General features: G+C 62.8%; 20 protein-coding genes. 15 read left to right on the forward strand and 5 right to left on the reverse strand.

Features of this window, described 5'->3' with window-relative positions:
* Nucleotides 1-43: 43 nt before the first annotated feature.
* Both NKJ80_RS21535 and NKJ80_RS21540 read right to left on the reverse strand, forming a co-directional pair.
* On the reverse strand, nt 44-1,042 hold the full coding sequence (locus NKJ80_RS21535) for an aldo/keto reductase (RefSeq protein WP_352498277.1): 999 nt from the start codon (nt 1,040-1,042) through the stop codon (nt 44-46).
* Nucleotides 1,043-1,094: 52 nt separating this feature from the next.
* A complete protein-coding gene (locus NKJ80_RS21540) occupies nt 1,095-2,600 on the reverse strand; it encodes a UxaA family hydrolase (protein ID WP_023712307.1) in 1,506 nt (501 codons plus the stop codon).
* 256 nt (nt 2,601-2,856) lie between these two features.
* Here NKJ80_RS21540 and NKJ80_RS21545 point away from each other — a divergent pair, with 256 nt between their 5' ends.
* The 5 genes from NKJ80_RS21545 (at nt 2,857) to NKJ80_RS21565 (ending at nt 7,114) form a co-directional block, all read left to right on the forward strand.
* Entirely contained in the window at nt 2,857-3,756 is a 900-nt protein-coding gene (locus tag NKJ80_RS21545) for a GntR family transcriptional regulator (RefSeq protein ID WP_023692007.1), read from the forward strand.
* 119 nt (nt 3,757-3,875) lie between these two features.
* Entirely contained in the window at nt 3,876-4,232 is a 357-nt protein-coding gene (locus NKJ80_RS21550; protein WP_352498278.1) for a DUF2946 family protein, read from the forward strand.
* Nucleotides 4,233-4,337: 105 nt separating this feature from the next.
* Nucleotides 4,338-4,877, forward strand: coding sequence for a copper chaperone PCu(A)C (locus NKJ80_RS21555; RefSeq protein ID WP_023712310.1), 540 nt, complete (start codon nt 4,338-4,340; stop codon nt 4,875-4,877).
* Nucleotides 4,878-4,916: 39 nt separating this feature from the next.
* On the forward strand, nt 4,917-5,435 hold the full coding sequence (locus NKJ80_RS21560) for a YcnI family copper-binding membrane protein (RefSeq protein ID WP_023683022.1): 519 nt from the start codon (nt 4,917-4,919) through the stop codon (nt 5,433-5,435).
* A gap of 53 nt (nt 5,436-5,488) precedes the next feature.
* Nucleotides 5,489-7,114 (forward strand): copper resistance CopC/CopD family protein, encoded by a 1,626-nt coding sequence (locus NKJ80_RS21565; RefSeq protein ID WP_352498279.1) that lies wholly within the window; start codon nt 5,489-5,491, stop codon nt 7,112-7,114.
* A 24-nt stretch (nt 7,115-7,138) separates the two neighbouring features.
* Here the strand turns inward: NKJ80_RS21565 and NKJ80_RS21570 are convergent, their stop codons facing one another.
* A complete protein-coding gene (locus NKJ80_RS21570; RefSeq protein WP_023692002.1) occupies nt 7,139-7,576 on the reverse strand; it encodes a VOC family protein in 438 nt (145 codons plus the stop codon).
* A gap of 206 nt (nt 7,577-7,782) precedes the next feature.
* On the opposite strand from NKJ80_RS21570, the gene gnd reads away from it, so the two are divergent.
* Nucleotides 7,783-9,210: an NADP-dependent phosphogluconate dehydrogenase gene (gene gnd, locus NKJ80_RS21575; RefSeq protein WP_352498280.1), complete on the forward strand. Its 1,428-nt coding sequence runs from the start codon at nt 7,783-7,785 to the stop codon at nt 9,208-9,210.
* Between the two features lie 33 nt (nt 9,211-9,243).
* Here gnd and NKJ80_RS21580 read toward each other — a convergent pair whose 3' ends face one another.
* On the reverse strand, nt 9,244-10,287 hold the full coding sequence (locus NKJ80_RS21580; RefSeq protein WP_023733613.1) for a LacI family transcriptional regulator: 1,044 nt from the start codon (nt 10,285-10,287) through the stop codon (nt 9,244-9,246).
* A 392-nt stretch (nt 10,288-10,679) separates the two neighbouring features.
* On the opposite strand from NKJ80_RS21580, the gene NKJ80_RS21585 reads away from it, so the two are divergent.
* The 7 genes from NKJ80_RS21585 (at nt 10,680) to mgrA (ending at nt 18,050) form a co-directional block, all read left to right on the forward strand.
* Nucleotides 10,680-11,918: an ABC transporter substrate-binding protein gene (locus NKJ80_RS21585; RefSeq protein ID WP_023733612.1), complete on the forward strand. Its 1,239-nt coding sequence runs from the start codon at nt 10,680-10,682 to the stop codon at nt 11,916-11,918.
* Nucleotides 11,919-11,999: 81 nt separating this feature from the next.
* On the forward strand, nt 12,000-12,893 hold the full coding sequence (locus NKJ80_RS21590) for a carbohydrate ABC transporter permease (RefSeq protein ID WP_023733611.1): 894 nt from the start codon (nt 12,000-12,002) through the stop codon (nt 12,891-12,893).
* Nucleotides 12,886-13,821 (forward strand): carbohydrate ABC transporter permease, encoded by a 936-nt coding sequence (locus tag NKJ80_RS21595; RefSeq protein ID WP_023733610.1) that lies wholly within the window; start codon nt 12,886-12,888, stop codon nt 13,819-13,821. Before NKJ80_RS21590 ends, NKJ80_RS21595 begins: the two co-directional genes overlap by 8 nt.
* Before the next feature lie 5 nt (nt 13,822-13,826).
* Complete coding sequence (locus NKJ80_RS21600; RefSeq protein ID WP_023728557.1) at nt 13,827-14,927, forward strand: ABC transporter ATP-binding protein; 1,101 nt, start codon at nt 13,827-13,829, stop codon at nt 14,925-14,927.
* 118 nt (nt 14,928-15,045) lie between these two features.
* Nucleotides 15,046-15,792, forward strand: coding sequence for a sugar phosphate isomerase/epimerase family protein (locus tag NKJ80_RS21605; RefSeq protein ID WP_352498281.1), 747 nt, complete (start codon nt 15,046-15,048; stop codon nt 15,790-15,792).
* A gap of 11 nt (nt 15,793-15,803) precedes the next feature.
* On the forward strand, nt 15,804-16,946 hold the full coding sequence (locus tag NKJ80_RS21610; RefSeq protein WP_352498282.1) for a Gfo/Idh/MocA family protein: 1,143 nt from the start codon (nt 15,804-15,806) through the stop codon (nt 16,944-16,946).
* 57 nt (nt 16,947-17,003) lie between these two features.
* The gene (gene mgrA / locus NKJ80_RS21615; protein WP_352498283.1) at nt 17,004-18,050 is read left to right on the forward strand and encodes an L-glyceraldehyde 3-phosphate reductase; all 1,047 of its coding nucleotides are present in this window, start codon (nt 17,004-17,006) and stop codon (nt 18,048-18,050) included.
* 80 nt (nt 18,051-18,130) lie between these two features.
* Here mgrA and NKJ80_RS21620 read toward each other — a convergent pair whose 3' ends face one another.
* Complete coding sequence (locus NKJ80_RS21620; protein WP_023733609.1) at nt 18,131-19,222, reverse strand: S1 family serine peptidase; 1,092 nt, start codon at nt 19,220-19,222, stop codon at nt 18,131-18,133.
* 402 nt (nt 19,223-19,624) lie between these two features.
* On the opposite strand from NKJ80_RS21620, the gene NKJ80_RS21625 reads away from it, so the two are divergent.
* Both NKJ80_RS21625 and NKJ80_RS21630 read left to right on the forward strand, forming a co-directional pair.
* Nucleotides 19,625-20,704, forward strand: a complete 1,080-nt coding sequence (locus NKJ80_RS21625) for a trypsin-like serine peptidase (RefSeq protein WP_352498284.1) — start codon at nt 19,625-19,627, stop codon at nt 20,702-20,704.
* Nucleotides 20,705-20,858: 154 nt separating this feature from the next.
* The gene (locus tag NKJ80_RS21630; RefSeq protein ID WP_352498285.1) at nt 20,859-22,697 is read left to right on the forward strand and encodes an MORN repeat-containing protein; all 1,839 of its coding nucleotides are present in this window, start codon (nt 20,859-20,861) and stop codon (nt 22,695-22,697) included.
* The last annotated feature ends 26 nt before the right edge of the window (nt 22,698-22,723 follow it).

Raw genomic sequence — 22,723 nt, forward strand, 5'->3', positions numbered from 1 at the left:
GGAATATTCATTCCTTCTTGAGAACCGTGATTGTGGCGTTTCGTCAGCCGAGCTCCTGCACGATGGTGTAGGGAGTGTAGCGGGCGAATTCCGCTTGCGGCACCTGGACGTCGAACAGGTCGAGGTTGCGCGTCAGGTTGGCAGGCTTGGCCGTTCCGGTCAGCACGCTGGCCACGACAGGCTCCTGCAGCGGAAACTGCAATGCAGCCGCCGCCAGCGGATATCCGCCCTCATCAGCGATTTTCTCCATCGCGCCGACACGCTCGAGTATGTCCTGCGTCGCCGGCAGATAGTCGAAATGCGCACCGTGCACCGGTCCGGTCGCCAGGATGCCGGAGTTGAAGACGCCGCCGATGATCAGCGAAGTCTGTCGCTCACGGCATAACGGCAGCAACTCGGCTTCAGCAGAGCGGTCGAGCAGCGAATAGCGGCTGGCCAGCAGGATGCAGTCGAGCGGTGCTTCGCGCAATACGTCGAGGCAGATCTGCACCTCGTTGACGCCGAGCCCATAGGCGGAAATCACACCGGACGTTTTAAGCTCTTCCAGCGCCTTCAACCCGCCGTCCACCAGCTGGCGAAAGTGCAGCTTCGTCTTCTCGACGCCATGTGTGTAGGTGCCGATGTCGTGCACAAACAGGATGTCTATCCGGTTCAGCCCGAGCCGCGCATAGGAGAACTCGACCGAGCGCATGATGCCGTCATACGAGTAGTCGTAGTCGAGCGCGAAGGGCAGCGGGTCGACATAGGAATGATCGGGAACCTGGTCTTCCGGCACCGGGCGGAACAGCCGTCCGACCTTGGTCGACAGCACATAGGAATCCCGCGGCTTGTAGCGCAGGAAATCGCCGGTCCGCCGTTCCGACAGGCCGAAGCCATAGAAGGGCGCGGTGTCGAAATAGCGCAGGCCGGCATCCCAGGCTGTCTGCAGCGTCTCCATCGCCGCTTCGCGCGGACAGGCACGGTAGAGCCCGCCGATTGCCGCTCCGCCGAAGCTTATCTCAGTGACCTCGAGCGCAGTCGTGCCGATGCGGCGTTTGTCCATCCAAAGCCTCCCCTTGTGGGCAGTCGTTGCAGCCCGCTTTTTTCGTCGGTGGTTAGAGCGTCGCGCCGAGGTGCCACGGCACGAACTCGTTGTCGCCGTAGCCGAACGCCTCGCTCTTGGTCTTGCGGCCCGATGCCGTCTCGACGATGAGTTCGAAGAGTTCCCGGCCCATGCCGGCGATGGTCTTCTCACCCGAAGCGATGACGCCGCAATTGACGTCCATGTCCTCTTCCATCTGGTGGTACATGGTCGAGTTGGTGGCGACCTTGATCGACGGCGTCGGCCGGCAGCCGAAGCAGGAGCCGCGGCCGGTGGTGAAGACGATGATGTTGGCGCCGCCCGCCACCTGACCGGTCGCCGAGACCGGGTCGTAACCGGGCGTGTCCATGAACACCAGGCCACTGCCGGTGACCTTTTCGGCATAACCGAAGACGCCGTTGAGCGGAGTCTGGCCGCCTTTGGCCACGGCGCCCAGCGACTTTTCCAGGATGGTGGTCAGGCCACCGCGCTTGTTGCCGGGCGAGGGGTTGTTGTCGATCGAGGCGCCGTGCTTGGCGACATGGTCCTCCCACCATTTGACGAAACCGTCGAGCTTCTTGGCGATCTCCGGCGTTGCCGCGCGATAGGCGAGCAGATGTTCGGCGCCATAGATCTCCGTCGTCTCCGACAGGATGCCGATGCCGCCGACGCCGGCCAGGATGTCGACCGCCGCTCCCAGCGCGGGATTGGCGGTGATGCCCGACATGCCGTCGGAACCGCCGCATTGCAGGCCGACGACGATCTCCGAGACCGGGATCGGCTCGCGCTGATACTGGCCGACTTCCTCGGCGATTTCGGCGAGCACGCCCATCGCCTTTGCGACCGATTTGCGCGAACCGCCGGCGTCCTGGATGTTGAAATGGCGTTTTCCCGCCGCCGCACCCTTCTGGCCGTAAAGGGTGAGCTGGTTGACCTCGCAGCCGAGGCCGACCATCAACGCGCCGCCGAAATTCGGATGGCGGGTGTAACCGGCGAGCGTGCGGTGTAGCACCATCATGCCGTCGCCGGTGCCGCTCATGCCGCAGCCCTGGCCATGGACGATCGGGACGAAGCCGTCGATCCCCGGATATTTCGGCAACAGCACGCGGTTGGCCTCGTCGGCAATGGCGTGGCAGACGGTGGCCGAGCAATTGACGCTGGCGATGATGCCGATGAAGTTGCGCGTGCCGGCACGGCCATCGGCGCGACGATAGCCCATGAATGTCCGGGCGCGGTCGGCTTCGGTGGCATGCTCCGCTTCGCTCGGCGGCACGACCGGCAGACGGCCGGACTCGAAGACCAGATTGTGCGAATGGACGTGGTCGCCGGGCGCGATGTCCTGGGTGGCGCGGCCGATGGCCTGGGCATACTTGACCACCGCCTCGCCGACGGCGATAGGCTTGATCGCCACCTTGTGGCCGGGCTCGATCAAGGCCGTGGCGACGGCGCCGCCGGGCAGAGGGGTGCCGATCTCGATGCGGCCATTGGCGACCGCGACATTGTCGGCGGGGGACAGAAGAATGCTGTTCGAGGCGTTCACGGGCAGTTTCCTGGGTCTGTTCCTGGGGATGCGCGGATTGACACGCGTCTGTTTACATATAATGTCTTTTATCGTGAAAAAACATTTGTGCGTCAATTGTTTTTTCAGGAGGAGACCATGTGTCCGATGGACGCTTGGCTTGTGGGGAGCGGCGTCTGACACGCAGAGCGTTTGCTCTGCCGGGTGAGAGCCAGGACATATGTGATATCGCGCTTCAAGCCAGCCACAGCAAGCGCCGGCGCGCAACGGGGCAGGGATGTCGAAGAGCAACAACGTCTACAAGGACGCTTACAACAGGGGTCTGCGGCTGCTCGATGAAACGCAGAGCCTGCCGTCGGAGCCGGAACTGGGCACTTTGCTCGGCGTCAGCCGGACCACCGTGCGCACCATTCTGGCGCGCATGGAAGAGACCGGGCTGATCGCGTGGAACAAACGCAGCAAGACAGTGCTCAGGGCGCCGAAGCCGGATGATTTCTTCCCCGAGGAGGAGACAGACACACTGGCCCAGATCATCGAGCGGTCGTTTATGCGCAGATTGCTGGCTGGCGGCGCCGAGGCCGGCATGCAGATCAACGAGCTCGAACTGGCGCGCGAGATCGGCGTCGGCACCACCAGCGTGCGCGAGTTCCTCATCCGCTTCTCCCGCTTCGGCCTGATCGAGAAGCGGCGCAACAGCCACTGGGTGCTGAAGGGGTTTACGCGAGCCTTCGCGCTCGAACTCACTGAAATCCGCGAGATGTTCGAGATACGCTCGGCGGCGGCCTTTGCCGCCTTGCCTGGGGATAGTCCGGTCTGGGCGGATCTCGACCGGCTGGAAGACGAGCACCGGCTTCTGGCCAGCGAAATCGCCATCCGCTTCAACGAATTCTCGGAGCTAGACGAGCGCTTCCACCGGCTGATCCACCGGGCGTCGCACAACCGCTTCATCGTCGATTTCTACGACGTCATCGCCATGATCTTTCACTACCACTACCAGTGGAACAAGGCGCAGGAGCGCGAGCGCAACGAAGTCGCGGTGAGCGAGCATCTCGCCTACATCGCGGCGCTGAAATCGCGCGATCTCGGCAAGGTCGACGCCGCCTGCCGCAAGCATCTGAAGTCGGCACGCCACACGCTGTTGACGTCGATCCCGGAAATCGGTCGGATTGCTTCTTAACGCGCCGCGTTGCCGCAGCGATGATTTGGCGATTTTCCGCCGACATGCCGCGTGCTAGATATCCAAGCGTTGCTGCGTGAAGAGGCAGGTCTTTGGACTTCCGGCGTAAGAGATGGAGCATGACGGCCGCCTTTGTCGCGGCCTGTGTGCTGCTGCTCCAGTCGACGCTCGGCGTGTTTGCTTTCGGCATTGCGCCGGATGCCTCGCAACTCGACGTTTTCGGCAACGTCATCTGTACACATGAGGGGGCGGTCCAGCTTCCCGGCGGCGATCCGCACCAGCCGCACATGCCGGCATGCTGCATGCTCGGCTGCAGCATGGCCTCCGTCGCCTATGCGCCGCCGGCAGGCGTCGGCGTGGCGCCGGTGAGCCTGTCTTTTGAAACAGTCGCGTTTCTTCCGCCGGCAGTCAGGCATCCCGACGTTACGCGTGAGCGCTCTCCGGCCAATCCGCGCGCCCCGCCGCTTGCGGGCTGAAAAACCGCCGCTCGCTTGGCGTAACCCGCGCGGGCGATAATCATCCAATGATAAACTCGTTCGCAGCCGGACAAAGGCGCGACCTCATATTCATGGAGCCTACCCATGTCCCGTTTTCGTCATGCCGGCGCGTTGCGCCGCAGCACCCCTATCTTCACCACTATCGAGCAGCGTCTCGGCAGCGCCCTCTTTGCCTTTGCACTGTTGTTCGTCGGCGCCCATTCCGTCCTTGCGCATGAGTTCAAGGCCGGTGACATCGAGATCGAGCATCCCTGGTCCCGTGCCACGCCAGCCGGCGCCAAGGTTGCCGGCGGCTATTTCACCATCGTCAACAAGGGCAGCGCACCAGACCGGCTGCTGTCGATTTCCTCCGACATTTCGGGGAAGGCCGAACTGCATGAAATGGGGATGAAGGATGGCGTCATGACCATGCGCCCGGTCAGTGGCGCCCTGGACATTCCGGCGGGCGGCAAGATCACGCTGGGTCCTGGCGCCTACCACGTGATGTTCATGGATTTGAAGCAGCCGCCTAAAGAAGGCCAGATGTTTGCCGCCACGCTGACTTTCGAGAAGGCCGGAACCGTGACCGTCGAGTTTGCCGTGCAAGCCATAGGCAGCGCGCCACCCCTCGAAGACAACGACTGACCAATCAATTTGCCAACCGATTTTTCGAGAGGGACCATCATGAACAAGTATCTTTTGCCGGCCGCTGCATTCCTTGTCCTGGGGACAAGCGCTGCCTTCGGCCATATCACGCTCGAAACCCAGGAAGCGCCGGTCGGTTCGACCTACAAGGCCGTGCTGCGCGTGCCGCATGGCTGCGAAGGCAAGGCGACGATTGCCGTGCGCGTGCAGATCCCGGAAGGGGTGATCGGGGTGAAGCCGATGCCCAAGCCCGGCTGGACGCTGCAGGTCAAGAAAGGCAAGTACGAGAAATCCTACCAGCTCTATGGCGAGGCGGTGACCTCGGGCGTCAAGGAAGTCGACTGGAGCGGCGGCAGCCTGCCGGATGAATTTTATGACGAGTTCGTCTTCCGCGGCACGTTGGCCGCCGATCTGCCGGCCGGGCAAAAACTCTATTTTCCGGTGGTGCAGGAATGCGATGGCGCCACCACGCGTTGGATAGAGATTCCGGCGGCTGGTCAGGATGAGGATGCGCTGGAAGATCCGGCGCCCGGCCTCAACCTGCTGCCGAAGAAATGATGCATTGGCGGCGCGCTGCTTCGAAGCGGCGCGCCACTGTTTTGGTGGATGGCATGAACGTGGCCTGTTTCCAGCGGATGGAACGGACAGCCGGCAGGTGCTTCGGCCTGCTGGCCGCGATCCTGCTGCTTGCCGTCCTTGCCACGCCAAACCAGGCCTTTGCCCATGCGGCGCTGATCAAGGCCGAGCCTGCCGACGGCGCGGTTCTGGAGCGAGCGCCGACGCAATTTTCGCTGACCTTCAGCGAGCCTGTGTCGCCGCTGGTGCTGACCTTGGTGCGGCCCGACGGTACGCCTGTCGCTTTGACCTCGTTTCGGTTGAGCGACCAAACGGTTGAGATCGACAATCCACAAAAGCTCGGGCCGGGCACCCATGTCTTGAGCTGGCGGGTGATTTCCGCCGATGGCCATCCGGTCGGCGGCTCGGTGCTGTTTTCCGTTGGCGCGCCAAGTGCGGCGCCGGCGGTGGGGGAAGCTGTCGATATAGATTTGCGGTCAGCGATCTGGACCGGCAAGGTTCTTCTCTACATCGGGCTTTTCCTCGGCATTGGCGGCGCCTTCGCGCTGACATGGCTGGCGCAAGGCCAGCGCTCAGGCCAGCGCTTCGTCATTGCCGCCATCCTGTGCGGGCTGGTCGCAGCACCCCTGTCGCTCGGGTTCCAGGGGCTGGACGCGCTGGGCGCGCCACTCGCCCGGCTGGCGCAACCGGTGGTCTGGCGGACGGCGCTTGGCACCAGCTTCGGCTGGACGGTGCTGATTTCGCTGGCGGCGCTCGGGCTTGGCCTGCTGTCGTTGGTCGGATCGCGTGCTGGCGCCAGGCCGTTGGCGCTCGCCGGGCTGGCCGGTGTGGGTGCAGCCCTTGCCGCCAGCGGCCATGCCAGTGCAGCCGAACCGCAATGGCTGACGCGGCCTATGGTGTTCCTGCATGGCGCCGGCATCGCTTTCTGGGCTGGAGCACTGCTGCCGCTCGGCCTGGCGTTGAGCAGCCAATCGGTGGAAGCCGGGGCGTTCCTGCGGCGGTTTTCTTGCGCGATCATGCCCGTGGTGGTAGTGCTTGCCGCCGCCGGTGTGGTGCTCGCCATCATCCAGGTGCAGACACCGGCGGCACTGGTCAACACCGCCTATGGCCGGCTGCTGCTGATCAAGCTGGCGCTGCTGGTGTTTCTGTTCACGCTGGCGGCGGTCAATCGATGGCGGCTCACCGCCTTGGCCGAGGCCGGAGCGACGGAAGTGCGGCGACGGCTTAGCCGCTCGATCTCAGTCGAAATGCTGATCGTGCTCCTGATCTTCGGCGTTGCCGCCGGCTGGCGCTTCACGCCGCCGCCACGGGCCCTGGCAATCGCCGCGGCACAACCGACGTCGACCCATATCCACACTATGAAGGCGATGGCCGACATCGACATCACGCCCGGCCATACCGGGGAGGTCACCGCCTCCATCGTCATCATGGATGGCGATTTCGGCCCGCTCGACGCCAAGGAAGTGTCGCTGGTGCTGTCCAAGCCCGATTCGGGGATCGAGCCGATCAAGCGTCCGGCGACCAAGCCAGGCGACGGCACTTGGCGGGTCGATAATCTCGTCATTCCGATTCCAGGCCGCTGGACGGCGCGGCTCGATATTCTGGTTTCGGATTTCGAAGTGGTAAAGATCGAAGCGCCGATCGATATCCGCGCCGAGTGATATTCAGCCCGCCTGCGAAGGCGCTCAGCCGAGTTCCTGGGCTAACCCGATGAGATGCCCTTCCGGCCCGCGGATGTAGCAGAGCCGATACACGTCCTGGTAACGGACGACTTCACCGGCCAGCTGCGCGCCACGCTTGCGGAGCCTTTCAAGCGTGTCGTCGATGTCGTCCACGGTAAACATGACGCGCAGGTAGCCCAGGGCATTGACCGGGGCGTTGCGGTGATCGGCGACGACCGTCGGCGTGAGAAAGCGGGAGAGCTCGAGCCGGCTATGGCCATCCGGTGTGCGCATCATGGCAATCTCGACGTGCTGATCGCCGAGCCCGGTGACACGTCCGGCCCACTCGCCTTCGATCGTCGCCCGCCCTTCCAGTTCGAGGCCGAGCTCGCGAAAGAAGGCAATCGTCTCGTCGAGGTCATCGACGACGATTCCGACATTGTCCATCCGTTTGACTGCCATAAGTCCAACCTAACGCCATATGTTCGATCGGCAAGGCGTCGCCTGGTCACCAACTGACCCTTCCTGACTCGGTCTGACACAACGCAGACGCAACACAATTCGGCGAGGCGGTTGACGTGGCGCGAAAGGCCCGTCAATCATCTCGCCGAAAAATGGGCATCCCGAAAAACGCGGCCTCAACAAAATCCGAAAGCAGGGAAGAAACGATGGAAAAAGCCGAAATAGGCCTGATCGGCCTTGGCACAATGGGCTCCAACCTCGCGCTCAACATTGCCGAGCACGGGCACCGCATCGCCGTCTTCAACCGAACCAAGGCGCGCACCGATGCCTTCCTCGAAGGCGCCGGTTCGCTCAGGGAGATGGTGGTGCCCTGCTACAGCCTGGAGGAACTGGCAGCTGCGATCAAGCCGCCGCGCCCGGTCATCATCATGGTGCTGGCCGGCAAGCCGGTCGACGAACAGATCGAAGCGCTGCGCGGCGTGTTGTCTGACAACGATATCGTCATCGATGCCGGCAACGCCAATTTCCGCGATACGATGCGGCGCTTTTCGGAACTGTCGGGCTCGGGTCTCACCTTCATCGGCATGGGCGTATCGGGCGGCGAGGAAGGCGCGCGCCACGGGCCGTCGATCATGGTCGGCGGCACCGAAGACTCCTGGAAGCGCGTCGAACGCGTGCTGACCGCGATCTCGGCCAAGTTCAAGGATGAACCGTGCGCTGCCTGGCTCGGCACAGACGGCGCCGGGCATTTCGTCAAAACCATCCACAACGGCATCGAATATGCCGACATGCAGATGATCGCCGAGATCTACGGTATCCTGCGTGACGGTCTCGGCATGGGGCCGAAGGAGATCGGCAAGGTCTTCGAGGACTGGAACAAGGGCCGGCTCGATTCGTATCTGATCGAGATCACCGCCAAGGTGCTGGCCGCTGACGATGCAAAGACCGGCAAGCCGGTGGTCGACATCATCCTCGACCGTGCCGGCCAGAAGGGCACCGGCAAATGGTCTGTCATCGAGGCGCAGCAGCTCGGCATTCCGGCGACGGCCATCGAGGCGGCGGTGGCGGCCCGCGTGCTGTCCTCGATCAAGGATGAGCGGCAGGCGGCCGAAAAAGCCTATGGCAATATCGGCGTCACCAAGATCTCCGGCGACAAGGCGGCACTTCTGAAAGACCTGGAGCTGGCGCTGCTCGCCGGCAAGATCGCCGCCTATGCACAAGGTTTCGCGGTGATGAGCGCCGCCTCGAAGGAGTTCAACTGGAACTTGCCGATGCCGACCATCGCCAAGATCTGGCGTGCCGGCTGTATCATCCGCTCGCAGATGCTCGACACCATGGCGGAAGCCTTCGGCTCGGGCGGCGCGTCCACCAACCTTTTGATGGCGCCGGCTTTCACCACCATGATGCAGGAGGCGCATCCGTCGCTCCGGCGCATCGTCGCAAGAGCGTCGGAGGCCGGTTCGCCCGTGCCGGCGCTGGCGTCGGCGCTTGCCTATTTCGACAGCTACCGCCAGGGCCGCGGCACCTCGAACCTGATCCAGGCGCAGCGCGATTTCTTCGGCGCGCATGGCTTCGAGCGCATCGGCGAGCAGGGGGCTTTCCATGGCCCATGGGGCAGCGGTGCTGCCGGCTAGGGTCAGGTGAGGCGGCCTCTCAGGTCGTGCCAGTCAGCCCTGATACGCGACGACGTCGCCTGGCTTGACCACAGTCTGCAAAGAGCCAGGTGCCGCGCCGCCTATCCAGCCCAGCACGGCGCGGGCAAGCTCGGTGCCGGCGAGGCGGAAGTCTTCGTTGACGATCAGCAACTCCCGGCGGAACAGATGCAGCAGTTCCGACGATTGCTTGGACACGACATCGACGTCGCGGCCGAGTTTCAGGCCGGCATCCTCGATGCCGGCGACAATGGCCAGCGTCGCTGCGGCGGCGCTGCTGACGAAACCGTCCGGCCTGACGTCGCGGCGCATCAACTGCGCGGTCCGCGTCCTGATCTGATCGATCGACTGGTCGATCGAAACGGCGTTGAACGGCACTTCGCTGGCGTCGACCTCGCTCAGTGCGTCGGCAAAGCCATTGACCGTGTGGTCGTAATAGGTGAGCCCGACCGGCGGCGCTACCAGCGCCAGCCGGCGCCGGCCGACGCTGGCCAGATGGCGCACCGCTTCGGCGGCGAAGGCGTAATTGTCGAAGTCGTGATAGGGGTGGACAAGCCCCATATCGGTGCGGCCATGCGTGGCAAAGGGTATGCCACGCTCCAGCATGTAGCGGGCGCGCGGATCGTTGGGCTGCGTGCGTGAGATGATGACGCCATCGGCCGAGCCGGACTCGACCAGATACTTTACCGGGTCCAGCGGATCCTGCGAGCGCGAGTAGGGCGTGACGATCAGGTGATAGGGTGTGTCGGCAATGACCTCCGAGACGCCGTAGATGATGTCCGAGACAAAGCTCATGATCTCGCGCTCGGTATTGAGCACGAGGCTGATAACATTGGTCTTGCCAGTCCGCAGGCGCACGCCGGCGCGGTTCGGCCGGTAGCCGATCTGCCTGGCGACGAGTTGAACCCGCCGCCTGGTCTCGGCGCCGATCTCGGGTGCATCCTTGAGCGCGCGCGAGACGGTGGTGACGCCGAGCCCGGTCATGAAGGCAAGCGTCTTCAGCGTCGGCCGCTCATGCACCGACGCCTCGTCGTCCTTGTCCGTCTGGTCCCTGTCCATTCGTCCCGCCCCGTCAGGCGCATAGCAGCCGCCGGACCAGCCGACAATCGCTTCGATGACGATGTGGCACGGTTCTTCGCCGTCAGGCCTCAATATACTGAAACGTTACAGATTTCCAACATCGCAGCGAGTCGGTCTCTCAAGCCATGGTTTTGGCAGGGTTTTGGCGGCCATAAACGTTGCGCGAGAATCAGGTTCGAGACGGTTTTCTGGCGCTGCAGCATGATTTTGCAGCGCAGCACCCGGTTTTGCGCGGAGTTTGCCGGTTTGCACGCAACGAATTTGTTCGCGCCTCGAAAAAACATTCGAGCGCGTTTATCTCAGGGGTTGCACGCACCGCATAATTGCCGTATCGAAAATCTGTAACGTTTCAGATTCTGGGAGGAACCGAAATGCGCTATAGACTTTTGACCGCTGCCCTTGCCGCGACGGCCGCGCTTCAGCTTGCCGGACCGGCGGCCGCCACCGACCTGGAAGTGACCCATTGGTGGACGTCCGGCGGCGAGGCGGCGGCGGTTGCGGAATTCGCGAAGGCTTTTGACGCGACCGGCAATCACTGGGTCGACGGCGCCATTGCCGGATCCGGCGGCACGGCACGGCCGATCATGATCAGCCGCATCACCGGCGGCGATCCGATGGGCGCCACCCAGTTCAATCACGGCCGGCAGGCCGAAGAACTGGTGCAGGCCGGCCTGATGCGCGACCTCACCGAGGTCGCCACCAAGGGCAAGTGGACGGAAATCGTGCGGCCGAAGAGCCTGCTCGACAGTTGCACCATAGACGGCAAGATCTACTGCGTGCCGGTCAATATCCACTCCTGGCAGTGGTTGTGGCTGTCGAACGAAGCCTTCGAGAAGGCCGGCGTGCCGCTGCCGAAGGACTGGAATGAATTCGTGGCGGCAGCGCCCGCCCTGGAAAAGGCGGGCATCATCCCGCTCGCTGTCGGCGGACAGGCCTGGCAATCTTCCGGCGCCTTCGATGTGCTGCTGGCGGCGGTCGGCGGCACCGATGCATTCCTCAAGGTCTACAAGGACAAGGACGCCAAGTTCGCCGCTGGGCCCGAGATCGCCAAGGTCTTCAAGGCCGCCGACGATGCCCGCAAGATGGCGAAGAACACCAATGTGCAGGACTGGAACCAGGCGACCAATCTGGTCATCACCGGCAAGGCCGGCGGCCAGATCATGGGTGACTGGGCGCAAGGCGAGTTCCAGGTTGCCGGCAAGGTCGCCGGCAAGGACTATGCCTGCCTGCCGGGCCTCGGTCTGAACGAAGTTATCGCCACCGGCGGCGACGCCTTCTATTTCCCGCTGCTCAAGGATGCCGACAAGTCCAAGGCGCAGGAGGTGTTGGCAGAGACGCTGCTCGACCCTAAGACTCAGGTCGCCTTCAATCTCAAGAAGGGCTCGCTGCCGGTGCGCGGTGACGTCGATCTCAATGCGGCGAACGACTGCATGAAGAAGGGTCTGGCGATCCTCGCCAAGGGCGCCGTCATCCCGTGGACGGACCAACTGCTTTCGCAGGATACCCAGAAGCAGAAGGAAGATCTCTTCGCCGAATTCTTCGCCAAGCCGGACCTGACCATCGAAGACGCGCAGAAGCGCTTCGCCGACCTCATCGCTTCGGCAGACTGACGTTGGAGGCAATACACCTCGCTCCCGGCCTTGCGAAAGCAGGGCCGGGATCGCACCGCCCTTACCCAGCCGGCTGACGAGATGAGCAAGAGCGAACGCCCCAACCCGCTGTTCCGCAACATCAATGCGAAGGTCGCCTCGATCCCGATGATCCTCACCGCGTCGGTGGTTTTCGTCGGCGGCACCGTCTGGACGGTGTTCTATTCCTTTACCAATTCGAAGCTGCTGCCACGGCTGAATTTCGCCGGGCTCGACCAGTATTACCGGCTGTGGGCGACGCCGCGCTGGCTGATCTCGATCGAGAACCTTTTGATCTACGGCGCGATCTCGCTCGTGTTCTCACTGGTCATCGGCTTCCTGCTTGCAGCGCTTCTCGACCAGAAGATCCGTTTCGAGGACACGTTCCGCACCATCTTCCTCTATCCGTTCGCGCTTTCCTTCATCGTCACCGGCCTGGTCTGGCAGTGGCTGCTCAATCCGGATTTCGGCATCCAGCATGTGGTGCGGGACCTCGGCTGGACGAGCTTCAACTTCGACCCGCTCTACAATTCCAACATCGTCATCTACGGCATTTCGATTGCGGCGCTGTGGCAAGGCACCGGGCTCATCATGTGCCTGATGCTGGCCGGCCTGCGCGGCATCGACGAGGACATCTGGAAGGCAGCGCGGGTAGACGGGATCCCGATGTGGAAGACCTATCTGTTCATCGTCATCCCGATGATGCGGCCGGTTTTCATCACCACGCTGGTCATCATCGCGTCGGGCATCGTCAAGGTCTACGACCTCGTTGTCGCCCAGACCAGCGGCGGCCCCGGAATCGCCTCCGAAGTGCCGGCCAAATATGTCTATGACTACATGTTCTTCGCACAGAATCTTGGCCAGGGCTTTGCCGCCTCGACCATGATGCTGCTCTCGGTGGTGATCGTCGTCGTGCCGTGGGCCTACCTTGAATTTGGAGGCAGGAAGCGTGGCTGACCCGGCCGTCCCTTTGCCCGCCAGCGCGGGTGCCGCCGAGCGCGAAGCCTCCGGGCCGCGCGGGCCGAAGCCGCGGCATGTCTTCTCGCGCCGCAATATCTTCCTCTATGGCACGCTGCTCGTGGTGGCGGTCTACTATCTGCTGCCGCTCTACGTGATGGTCGTAACCTCGCTCAAGGGCATGCCCGAGATACGGATGGGCAATATCTTCTCGCCGCCGCTCGAAATCACGTTCGAACCGTGGGTGAAGGCGTGGGCGACCGCCTGCACCGGCCTCAATTGCGACGGGCTTTCGCGCGGCTTCTGGAATTCGGTGCGCATCACCGTGCCGTCGGTGCTGCTGTCGATCGCGATCGCCTCGGTGAACGGCTATGCGCTCGCCAACTGGCGCTTCAAGGGCGCCGACACATTCTTCGTCATCCTGATCGTCGGCGCCTTCATCCCCTATCAGGTGATGATCTATCCGATCGTCATCATCCTGCGCGAGATCGGCCTCTACGGCAGCCTCAGCGGCCTGGTGATCGTCCATTCCATCTTCGGCATGCCGATCCTCACGCTTTTGTTCCGCAACTATTTTGCCTCGATGCCGGAAGAGCTGTTCAGGGCGGCACGGGTCGACGGCGCCGGCTTCTGGGGCATCTTCCTGCGGATCATGGCGCCGATGTCGCTGCCGATCTTCGTCGTCGCCATCATCCTGCAGGTGACCGGCATCTGGAACGACTTCCTGTTCGGCGTCGTCTACACCCGCCCCGACACCTATCCGATGACGGTGCAGCTCAACAACATCGTCAATTCGGTGCAAGGCGTGAAGGAGTACAACGTCAACATGGCCGCCACCATCCTGACCGGCCTTGTGCCACTCATCGTCTACTTCATTTCCGGCAAGCTTTTCGTGCGCGGCATCGCCGCCGGTGCGGTGAAAGGGTGATGGCGATGACGGCAGCCAACGGCACCAGCGTTTCGATCCAGGACCTGTCCCTGAACTTCGGCTCTGTATCGGTGCTGCAGACCCTCAATCTCGAGGTCGCAGAGGGCGAGTTCATCGTGCTGCTCGGTCCCTCGGGCTGCGGCAAGTCGACCTTGCTCAACTGCATCGCCGGGCTGCTCGATATTTCCGAAGGCCGCATCTTCATCAAGGGCAAGAACGTCACCTGGGAAGAGCCCAAGGATCGCGGCATCGGCATGGTGTTCCAGTCCTATGCGCTTTATCCGCAAATGACGGTGGAGAAGAACCTGTCGTTCGGCCTGCGCGTTGCCGGCGTGCCCAGGGACGAGATCGCCAAGCGCATCGCCCGCGCCGCCGAGATCCTGCAGATCGAGCCGCTTTTGCAGCGCAAGCCCGCGGCCTTGTCCGGCGGCCAACGCCAGCGCGTGGCGATCGGGCGGGCGCTGGTGCGCGACGTCGACGTCTTCCTGTTCGACGAGCCACTATCCAATCTCGACGCCAAGCTGCGCTCGGAACTGCGCGTCGAAATCAAGCTTCTGCATCGCAAGCTGCAGAACACCATGATCTACGTCACCCACGACCAGATCGAGGCGATGACGCTGGCCGACCGTATCGCGGTCATGCGCGGCGGCGTCATCCAGCAGCTTGACGCGCCGCAGACGATCTATAACCGGCCGGTCAACCGGTTTGTCGCCGGCTTCCTCGGCTCGCCGGCGATGAATTTCCTCGAAGGGGAGCTGGAGGCCAGTGCTGCTCCAGTGTTCAGGACCGACGGTGTTTCGGTGCCGCTCGATCGCTATACCTTTGACGGCACGGAGCGCCCGGCCGGCGCTTGCGTGCTGGGCATCCGGCCTGAACATATCGCTTTCGGTGACGCGGCGAAGTCGATGCCGTTTTCCGCCGGCGGTTCGGTCGAGATCGTGGAGCCGATGGGTTCCGACACGCTGGTGTGGACGAAGCTTGCCGGCCGCAACCTCTCCTTCCGCGTCGAGGCGGAACGGACGCTGCGCAGCGGCGATCCGATCCAGTTCGGTTTCGATCCGGCGCGCGCCTCGCTGTTCGACGCTGCGACCGGCAATCGCCTGTGACCCTCTAGAATCATCCGCAAACCATCCTCCCAAGAACGATCCCCCTAAAACGATCTCGCGAAAACGATCCCCCGAAAACATCCCCAAGCCTTAACCACCCAAGAAACGGACAGAGACGATGAACTGGTCATTCCAACTCTACAGCGCCCGCAATTTCCAGCCGTGGGAAGGCATCCTGAAAATGCTCGGCAAGCTCGGCTACAAGGAAGTCGAAGGTTTCGGCGGCGTCTATGACGACCCCACGGCGTTCCGCGCCGAACTCGACAAGAACGGGCTTTCGATGCCGACCGGACATTTCTCGATCGATGCGCTGGAGAATGATTTCGACGGCGTACGCAAAACAGCCGACGCACTCGGCATCACGCTCGTCATCTGTCCCTATCTGCTGGCCGAGCAGCGGCCGGCCGACGCTGCCGGCTGGCGCGGCTTTGGCGAGCGTCTGGCCAAGGTCGGCGAGACCGCAAAAAAAGCCGGCTACGGCTTTGCCTGGCACAACCATGATTTCGAGTTCAAGACACTCGCCGACGGCTCGGTGCCGCAGGATCACATCCTGTCGGCTGCGCCCGACATCGGCTGGGAGATGGACGTCGCCTGGGTAGTCCGCGGCGGCGTCGATCCGCTGCCGTGGATCGAAAAGCACGGCAAGCGCATCAGCGCCGTCCATGTCAAGGACATGGCCAAGTCAGGCGAAGGCCTTGACGAGGACGGCTGGGCGGATGTCGGCCACGGCACCATCGACTGGGCCGGCCTGATCAAGACACTTCGGGCGAAGAGCGCGGCCAAATATTACGTGATGGAACAGGACAACCCCAACGACATCGAGCGCTTCGCCAGCCGCTCGCTCGCATCCGTCAAGGCTTACTAGGAACAATCATCATGGCAAAGAAACTGGGTATCGGCGTCATCGGCTGCGGCAACATCTCGAAAGCGTATTTCTCGCTGGCGCCTCTGTTTCGCGGCATCGAGATGCGCGCCTGCGCCGACATCAACATGGACGCGGCCAAGGCACGGGCGAAGGAGTTCAAGCTGCGCGCCGAGACCGTCGAAGAACTGCTCAAGGATGACGAGATCGACATCATCGTCAACCTCACCATCCCGGCGGTGCACTACGAGGTGTCGAAGCAGATCCTCGATGCCGGCAAGCACGTCTATTCGGAAAAGCCGTTCGTGCTGTCGGTCAAGGAAGGGCTCGACCTCAAGAGCCGCGCCGAGAAGAAAGGGCTGCGCATCGGTTCGGCTCCGGACACTTTCCTCGGCGGCGCGCACCAGCTGGTGCGCAACCTCATCGACGCCGGCGCGCTCGGCAAGATCACCAGCGGCACCTGTCATGTGATGGGCCACGGCATGGAGCACTGGCATCCCAACCCTGATTTCTTCTTCCAGCCGGGCGCTGGGCCGGTGCTCGATATCGGACCTTACTACATCACCAACCTGATCCAGTTGATCGGGCCGGTGAAGCAGGTGGCAGCCTTCGCGACGACGCCTGCCAAGGAACGCACGATCTCATCGAAACCGCGCGCGGGCGAGAAAATCCCGGTCAACACGCCGACGACGATCCACGGCCTGCTGGAGTTCGAGAACGGCGCCGTGATCACGCTCAACACCAGCTGGGACGTCTGGGCGCATGGTCATGCGCCGATGGAACTCTATGGCGAGACGGGCACGGTGTTCGTGCCGGATCCGAATTTCTTCGGCGGCGACGTGCGCATCACCGAGGCGGCAAAACCGGTGAAGAAACTGCCGAAATGGCAGCATCCGTTCGGCGTGCCCAACGAAATGCACGGCCAGGGCATGATGGCCAACTACCGCACCGCAGGCCTTGCCGACATGGCGCTGGCGATCGCCGAGGGACGGCCACACCGTTGCTCGATGGAGCTCGCGCTGCATGCCGTCGACGTCATGACCGGCCTGTTGCGGTCGGGCGAGACCGGCAAGTTCGTCGCCATGCAGACCAGCTGCGAGCGGCCGGCTGCACTCGGCGTCAAGGACGCAAAAGGACTGTTGGCGAAGCAGAAATGAGGTAGAAGGGTGTCGGCGCGCTCGCGCCGACACCCATACAATCCAGGATCTGTACCCATGCGCTGGCAGCCGGCTGAACACCGCTATGAGAAAATGCTCTACAACAGATGTGGGCGATCCGGCCTGAAACTGCCGGCGATCTCGCTCGGCCTGTGGCACAATTTCGGCAACGACACGCCGCACAAGACCAAGCAGGCGATCGCGCGCAAGGCCTTCGATCTCGGCATCACCCATTTCGATCTCGCCAACAATTACGGTCCGCCGCCGGGCTCGGCCGAGATCGCCTTCGGCGAGATATTGCGCACCGACTTCGCCAGCTATCGCGATGAGCTGATCATCTCGACCAAGGCCGGCTATGAGATGTGGGCAGGGCCTTATGGCGAATGGGGCAGCCGCAAATATGTGCTGGCGAGCCTCGACCAGAGCCTGATGCGGATGGGGCTCGACTATGTCGACATCTTCTATTCGCACCGCTTCGATCCGGATACGCCGCTTGAGGAAACGATGGGCGCTCTCGACCATGCGGTGCGTTCCGGCAAGGCGCTCTATGCCGGCATCTCGTCCTACAATTCGCAGCGCACGCGCGAGGCGGCCGACATATTGAAGCAGCTCGGTACGCCCTGCATCATCCATCAGCCGAGCTATTCGATGCTCAACCGCTGGGTCGAAGAGGACGGACTGCTCGATACGCTGGAAGGGCTCGGTGTCGGATCGATCGTGTTCTCGCCGCTGGCACAAGGCATGCTGACCGACAAATATCTCGGCGGCATCCCCGAGGGCAGCCGCGCCAGCCAAGGCAAGTCGCTGCGGCCCGCCTTCATCAACGAAAAGACCATCGCCAACATCCAGGCGCTGAACGCGATCGCCGGCAAGCGTGGCCAGACGCTGGCGCAGATGGCGCTAGCCTGGGTGCTGCGCAAGGGCCGGGTCACCTCGGCGCTGATCGGCGCCAGCCGGCCCGAACAGGTCGAGGACTGCGTCGGCGCGCTCAAGGTGCTCGACTTCAGCGATGCCGAGCTCGCCGAAATCGACACTTACGCACGCGAGTCCGACATCAATCTGTGGGCGGCTTCGGCGGAGCGCAAGGGACCGCCACGGAAGTAAGCGGAACAGCCGGCACAGGACATGAATCAAAACGGCGGGAAAGATCCCGCCGTTTTGCGTTTATCAAGCTTCGGGCTCGTTCAGGGCTTCTTGGCCGTGCCGAGACCGGCCTTGGGCGCCGCCGCGGCTGCCGGAGCCGGGGTCTTCATCTTGGCTTCGATCCAACCGGTATAGTTGGCCAATCGCGTGTAGATGCCATAGGCATTCTTGTGGCCGCAAGCGGCGGTGCCGTCGGACGGACCTTCGCCCCAGGAGACGACGCCGACCTGGACCGGACCGCTGGCGCCGGTCATGAACAGCGGACCGCCGCTGTCGCCGTTGCAGGCGTCGCGTTCGCCGCTGTCGGTGCCGGCGCAGATCATGTTCTTGGTCAGCGGATCCGACATATCGGCGGCGATCGCATTGGCGGCGGCATCGATGCCCTTTTCCGAATAACGCATCCGATGCGAGAGATCGCCAAGTGCCGCCTTCAGGTCATGCGCATAGATCGACTTGATGCCGCTGTTGCAGGCAGCGCTCGGCTCGAGATCGAGATCGGCCACCATCAGCGCGGTCGGGAAGGTGCCGTCCTGCATCTTGCCCCAGCCGATGACCGTGGTCTTGCCGCTGTCTGGCGTCGGCTCATTGGTGATCTTGATGACCGGCGCATCGGCGGGCTCCGCCAGCCGGAGCAGGCCGAGATCATTGTCCAGCGTCTGTTCGCTGTAGCCCTCGTTGACGATGACCTCGACCACCTTGTAGCGCTTGCCTTCGGTAAGATCGGTGGCGCCGGTCAGCACGGTCACCGTGTCGGGCGAAATCGGCCGGCCCTTGTCGTTGAGGCAGTGCGCCGCCGTCAGCACCCATTGCGGAGCAATCAGGCTGCCGCCGCAGAATTGCGCGTTCGGCTGCGAGGCCGGGCTGGGGTCCAGCCGGGCGCTGGTCAGCAGCGCCACCTGGAACGGATAGGCCCCTTTGTCGGCTTCCTTGCCGCCATAGACGCGGTCGGCCCCGTCGGGATTCTCGGCCTTGGCCTTGTCCCGGGATTCGGCGACGCGCTGCATCGGCGAGACCGCCGCTTCCGGCCTGGCGGCGTCGTCGGCTGCATAGAGCGCGTTGACGGCGGGGAAAGCGGCCGCGATGCCCAGCAGCGATGCAGCGGCAAGCGGCCTGAACCGATGGATAATGTTCACCTTGAAACCCTCCTGAGATGAAAAATGCCGAGCCATGCCGCCATGACGCATAACCAACAGAAGCGGTACCGGTACCTCGATCGCCTTCTGCCAGAACGAACGACATCCGCGCGGTCATAAAACCGAAATACGACTTTTGCTAATCGTGCCCCATCGGGCAGAGCCCACCCAAACCCTATAGCCCCCCACGGGCTACGTGGAAGCGATTTGTCATTGCCAATGTTGGATTATTTTAGGCAGTATATCGACGCGGGTGCGTTTGGCGGAGGGCTTTAACGAGGCCGCCCGGACCGATGATCCGATACGGGCGGGTAACCAAACTAATTTTTTAACTCCACCACGATCTCGACAATATTTCTGTATTTTGCTCCACTCCTTGCTGACTTTTGGGAGAGTCTCACCATGACGAAACTGACAAGCACTATCATTGCGTCCGCACTGCTATCCACCGCACTGTGGACGATGCCTGCCTTCGCCGCCGATCCCGGCTCAGCGAATGCCGGCAATGGCGAAAGCATGCGCGATCTCGGAACGGGCGACTACCAGCCCGGCCGTGCAAAGCCGATCGCGCCGCCGAAACTGACCGAAGATGAAGCCAGCCGGGCAGCGCCGCTGACCGACGAGGGCACGGCGGTCAAATCCTATGGCATCGTCGGACGTTCCGCCGATGGCAAGGACATCAAGATCGATGCAGGCGAGACGCTGAAGGACCTTGTCATCAAGGAATTGAACGCGCCCGCCAACACACCGAACGCCGACAAGACCGGATTGACGGGCGGCGGCGAAGCCGGCCGCCAGGTGTTCGGGGCCGACGATCGCGAGCAGATCAAGAACACCAAGACCTACCCGTTCACCGCGATCGGGTATATCGAAGGCAAAGCCAAGAGCGGTTACGGCAGCTGCTCGGGAACCCTGATCGGTCCGCGCACGGTGCTCACCGCCGCGCATTGCCTCTACAGCAATGAAGACAAGGCTTGGCTCGACGACGTCATCTTCGTGCCGTCGCTCAACGGCAACACCGCCGACGATGCACCGTTTGGCGCTTTCAGCTACGAGAGCGTCTATATCCTGCAGGGCTTCATCGACAATTATCAGGGTTACTACGGCTCGGTCATTCCGTGGGACCTCGGCATCATTACGCTGAAGCAGGATGTCGGCACCAATCTCGGCTGGCTGGGTTATGCCAACTATGAGAACCTCGGCGATTTCACCGCAAACATCGTTGGCTATCCCGGCGACAAGCCGATGGGAACGATGTGGAAGGCGACCTGCGAAGTGAAAGCCGAAAACGTCGGCGCGGAGTATTTCCAGTACGACTGCGACACCTATCCGGGGTCGAGCGGCAGCTCGGTCTACGCCTACGACAATGGCGCCAAGCAGCGCGTCGTCACCGGCGTGAACGTGGCCGAAAGCCCCAACGCCAACACTGCGGTGCGCCTGAACGCTGCCAACGTGGCGTGGATCAACAGCCTGTACAAATAAGGCCCGATCTTTCGCCGGCAAACAGCGGCGATAACCAGCACTACCAAACCGGCGGCGGGACGTTCCTGCCGCCGGTTTTTTGTATCGAAACACCTCTCTTGCACTGTGTTACAGCGGTGCTTACGCTAGGCGATCCAAGGGGTTGGGTAATAAGATGGCGCGGGCAAGAATGATCTTCGGGGTCAAAGCGATCGCGGCTGCGTCCTCGCTGGCCGCACTGACATGCTTTTCCGCTATGGCCGATCAAGGCGGTGCCGCACCCGATGGCACCTGGGCCGAGCGGGTGCAAATCCTCTATCAAAGCGAAACACGTTCGGTGCTGCGCAAGAATGTACGGGTCTGGGATTCCCACCCGGAATTGGGTCTTGATTTCACCTGGGAGCCGGCAGCCGGCGTGTCGCCGGACCGCACCGTCGCAGCCGACGGCACCGTCAACGGCAAGGGCAGGCTGGTCTGGCGCGTACGCGGCTCGGCGAGCTACGACCCCAAGACGATCTATTCCAGCTATTTCGGCGAGATCAGGAATGGCCGCCCCGAAGGACAAGGCCGGCTGGAGCTGCGTTCAGGCGAGATTCTCGACGGCCGTTGGGTCGCCGGCCAGCTCGACGGCCATGCGATCCATGTCGATGCCGACGGCAATCGCTATGAAGGGCAATTCAGGGCCGGTGTGCCGAATGGCGAGGGCAGGCTGGAGACGAAGACAGGCGAGATATTCGTCGGCTCTTTTGCCGATGGGCTGAAGGACGGCAAGGGCCGCACCCGGCTGCCCGGCGGCACCGTCTACTGGTCGCAATGGGCGATGGGCAAGGAGATCGGCGGTGCGCGCCCCGACGTGCTGGCCGATGCCAGAGTGGGCGGGTTGCTCAAGGCGCAGACCGGCGGCGGTTCCGCCGACAAGGTCGAGATCGGCATTGCCGTCGACCAGCGCATGACGCAGCAGGCCGACATGCAGTACCAGCATCTGGTGCGCGACGAAGACATCGCGATCTATCCGGTGTCGGACCAGTACAACGATGCCTGGAACGGCACCGGAGAGATTCGTACCGGCAATGTCTATGAAGGCATGGACTGGGAGACGGCGCCGGCCTTCGCCGAAGTCGACCTCAAGACCACCGACCAGTCGAGGGTCAAGATCGACAGCCTGGAAATGAAGGTGGCCGCGAGCGAGGCCTACCGCAAGCCGATGCTGTCGATCAGCGAGCACTATGGCTGCGTCGGCTTCCGCCCCGACTTCTCGATCGTCAACAATGGCTGGGGCGACGTGAAAGACATGAAGATGTCGATCCAGTTCACCAGGACCGACGAGGAGGACAACGCGACCGGCGAGCCGAGCCGCATGTTCACGAAGGACATCGGCACTTTCGGCGATGGCGTCGACGTCTCGATCAAGGACGTGCTGACTGAAGCCGGCGTCGACACAACCACGCTCGAGACCGAGCGCTTCACCTGCCCGTCAAGGGACAGCCTGGATGTCTGCCGCGCCCAGGTGGCCAACAAGGTCAAGTTCGGCGACGTTGCCGATTACATCAGCGGCAGCGTCGAGAAAATGAGCGTGACCGGGATTGGCAAGCTCGATTATTCCTGGGCGGACGATCAGGGCGCTGTCTACCAGCAGAGCGAGCCGTTTCGCGTCATCGTCTCGCTGGTCAGCATCGAGGTCCCAGAATCGCTCGCCGAATGCGGCGATGGCGGCGGCGCGTCGCCCGAAGCGCTACGCTACCAGAACATCGAATTTCCGATCGGCAAGACCGATTACAGCATCCCCATGCCGGTGCGCGGCAACAAGAATCTCAGCGCCTACACGGCACGGCTGAAAATGTGGTCGTCAATGTCGTCGATCCATCGCTTCAGCATCGCCGCCCATTTCGCCGATGGCAGCACACGCGAGAGCAAGCCGGCCACGTTCTTCTATTTCAGGCCGAAGCAGTCGCTGTTCGAAACCAGCACCAAGCCGGCGGTCTGCTATCTGCCGGAAGATCTGCAAGGCTGTTGAGGTCCTGTCACGTCCTTTCGGGAATC

The organism is Mesorhizobium sp. M0030, from assembly GCF_040323695.1.
Lineage (GTDB): Bacteria > Pseudomonadota > Alphaproteobacteria > Rhizobiales > Rhizobiaceae > Mesorhizobium.

Coding starts and splice junctions, on each gene's coding strand:
- NKJ80_RS21535 (WP_352498277.1), bottom strand. CDS start 1,042: ATGGACAAACGCCGCATCGGCACGACTGCGCTCGAGGTCACTGAGATA.
- NKJ80_RS21545 (WP_023692007.1), top strand. CDS start 2,857: ATGTCGAAGAGCAACAACGTCTACAAGGACGCTTACAACAGGGGTCTG.
- NKJ80_RS21550 (WP_352498278.1), top strand. CDS start 3,876: ATGACGGCCGCCTTTGTCGCGGCCTGTGTGCTGCTGCTCCAGTCGACG.
- NKJ80_RS21555 (WP_023712310.1), top strand. CDS start 4,338: ATGTCCCGTTTTCGTCATGCCGGCGCGTTGCGCCGCAGCACCCCTATC.
- NKJ80_RS21560 (WP_023683022.1), top strand. CDS start 4,917: ATGAACAAGTATCTTTTGCCGGCCGCTGCATTCCTTGTCCTGGGGACA.
- NKJ80_RS21565 (WP_352498279.1), top strand. CDS start 5,489: ATGAACGTGGCCTGTTTCCAGCGGATGGAACGGACAGCCGGCAGGTGC.
- NKJ80_RS21570 (WP_023692002.1), bottom strand. CDS start 7,576: ATGGCAGTCAAACGGATGGACAATGTCGGAATCGTCGTCGATGACCTC.
- gnd (WP_352498280.1), top strand. CDS start 7,783: ATGGAAAAAGCCGAAATAGGCCTGATCGGCCTTGGCACAATGGGCTCC.
- NKJ80_RS21580 (WP_023733613.1), bottom strand. CDS start 10,287: ATGGACAGGGACCAGACGGACAAGGACGACGAGGCGTCGGTGCATGAG.
- NKJ80_RS21585 (WP_023733612.1), top strand. CDS start 10,680: ATGCGCTATAGACTTTTGACCGCTGCCCTTGCCGCGACGGCCGCGCTT.
- NKJ80_RS21590 (WP_023733611.1), top strand. CDS start 12,000: ATGAGCAAGAGCGAACGCCCCAACCCGCTGTTCCGCAACATCAATGCG.
- NKJ80_RS21600 (WP_023728557.1), top strand. CDS start 13,827: ATGACGGCAGCCAACGGCACCAGCGTTTCGATCCAGGACCTGTCCCTG.
- NKJ80_RS21605 (WP_352498281.1), top strand. CDS start 15,046: ATGAACTGGTCATTCCAACTCTACAGCGCCCGCAATTTCCAGCCGTGG.
- NKJ80_RS21610 (WP_352498282.1), top strand. CDS start 15,804: ATGGCAAAGAAACTGGGTATCGGCGTCATCGGCTGCGGCAACATCTCG.
- mgrA (WP_352498283.1), top strand. CDS start 17,004: ATGCGCTGGCAGCCGGCTGAACACCGCTATGAGAAAATGCTCTACAAC.
- NKJ80_RS21625 (WP_352498284.1), top strand. CDS start 19,625: ATGACGAAACTGACAAGCACTATCATTGCGTCCGCACTGCTATCCACC.
- NKJ80_RS21630 (WP_352498285.1), top strand. CDS start 20,859: ATGGCGCGGGCAAGAATGATCTTCGGGGTCAAAGCGATCGCGGCTGCG.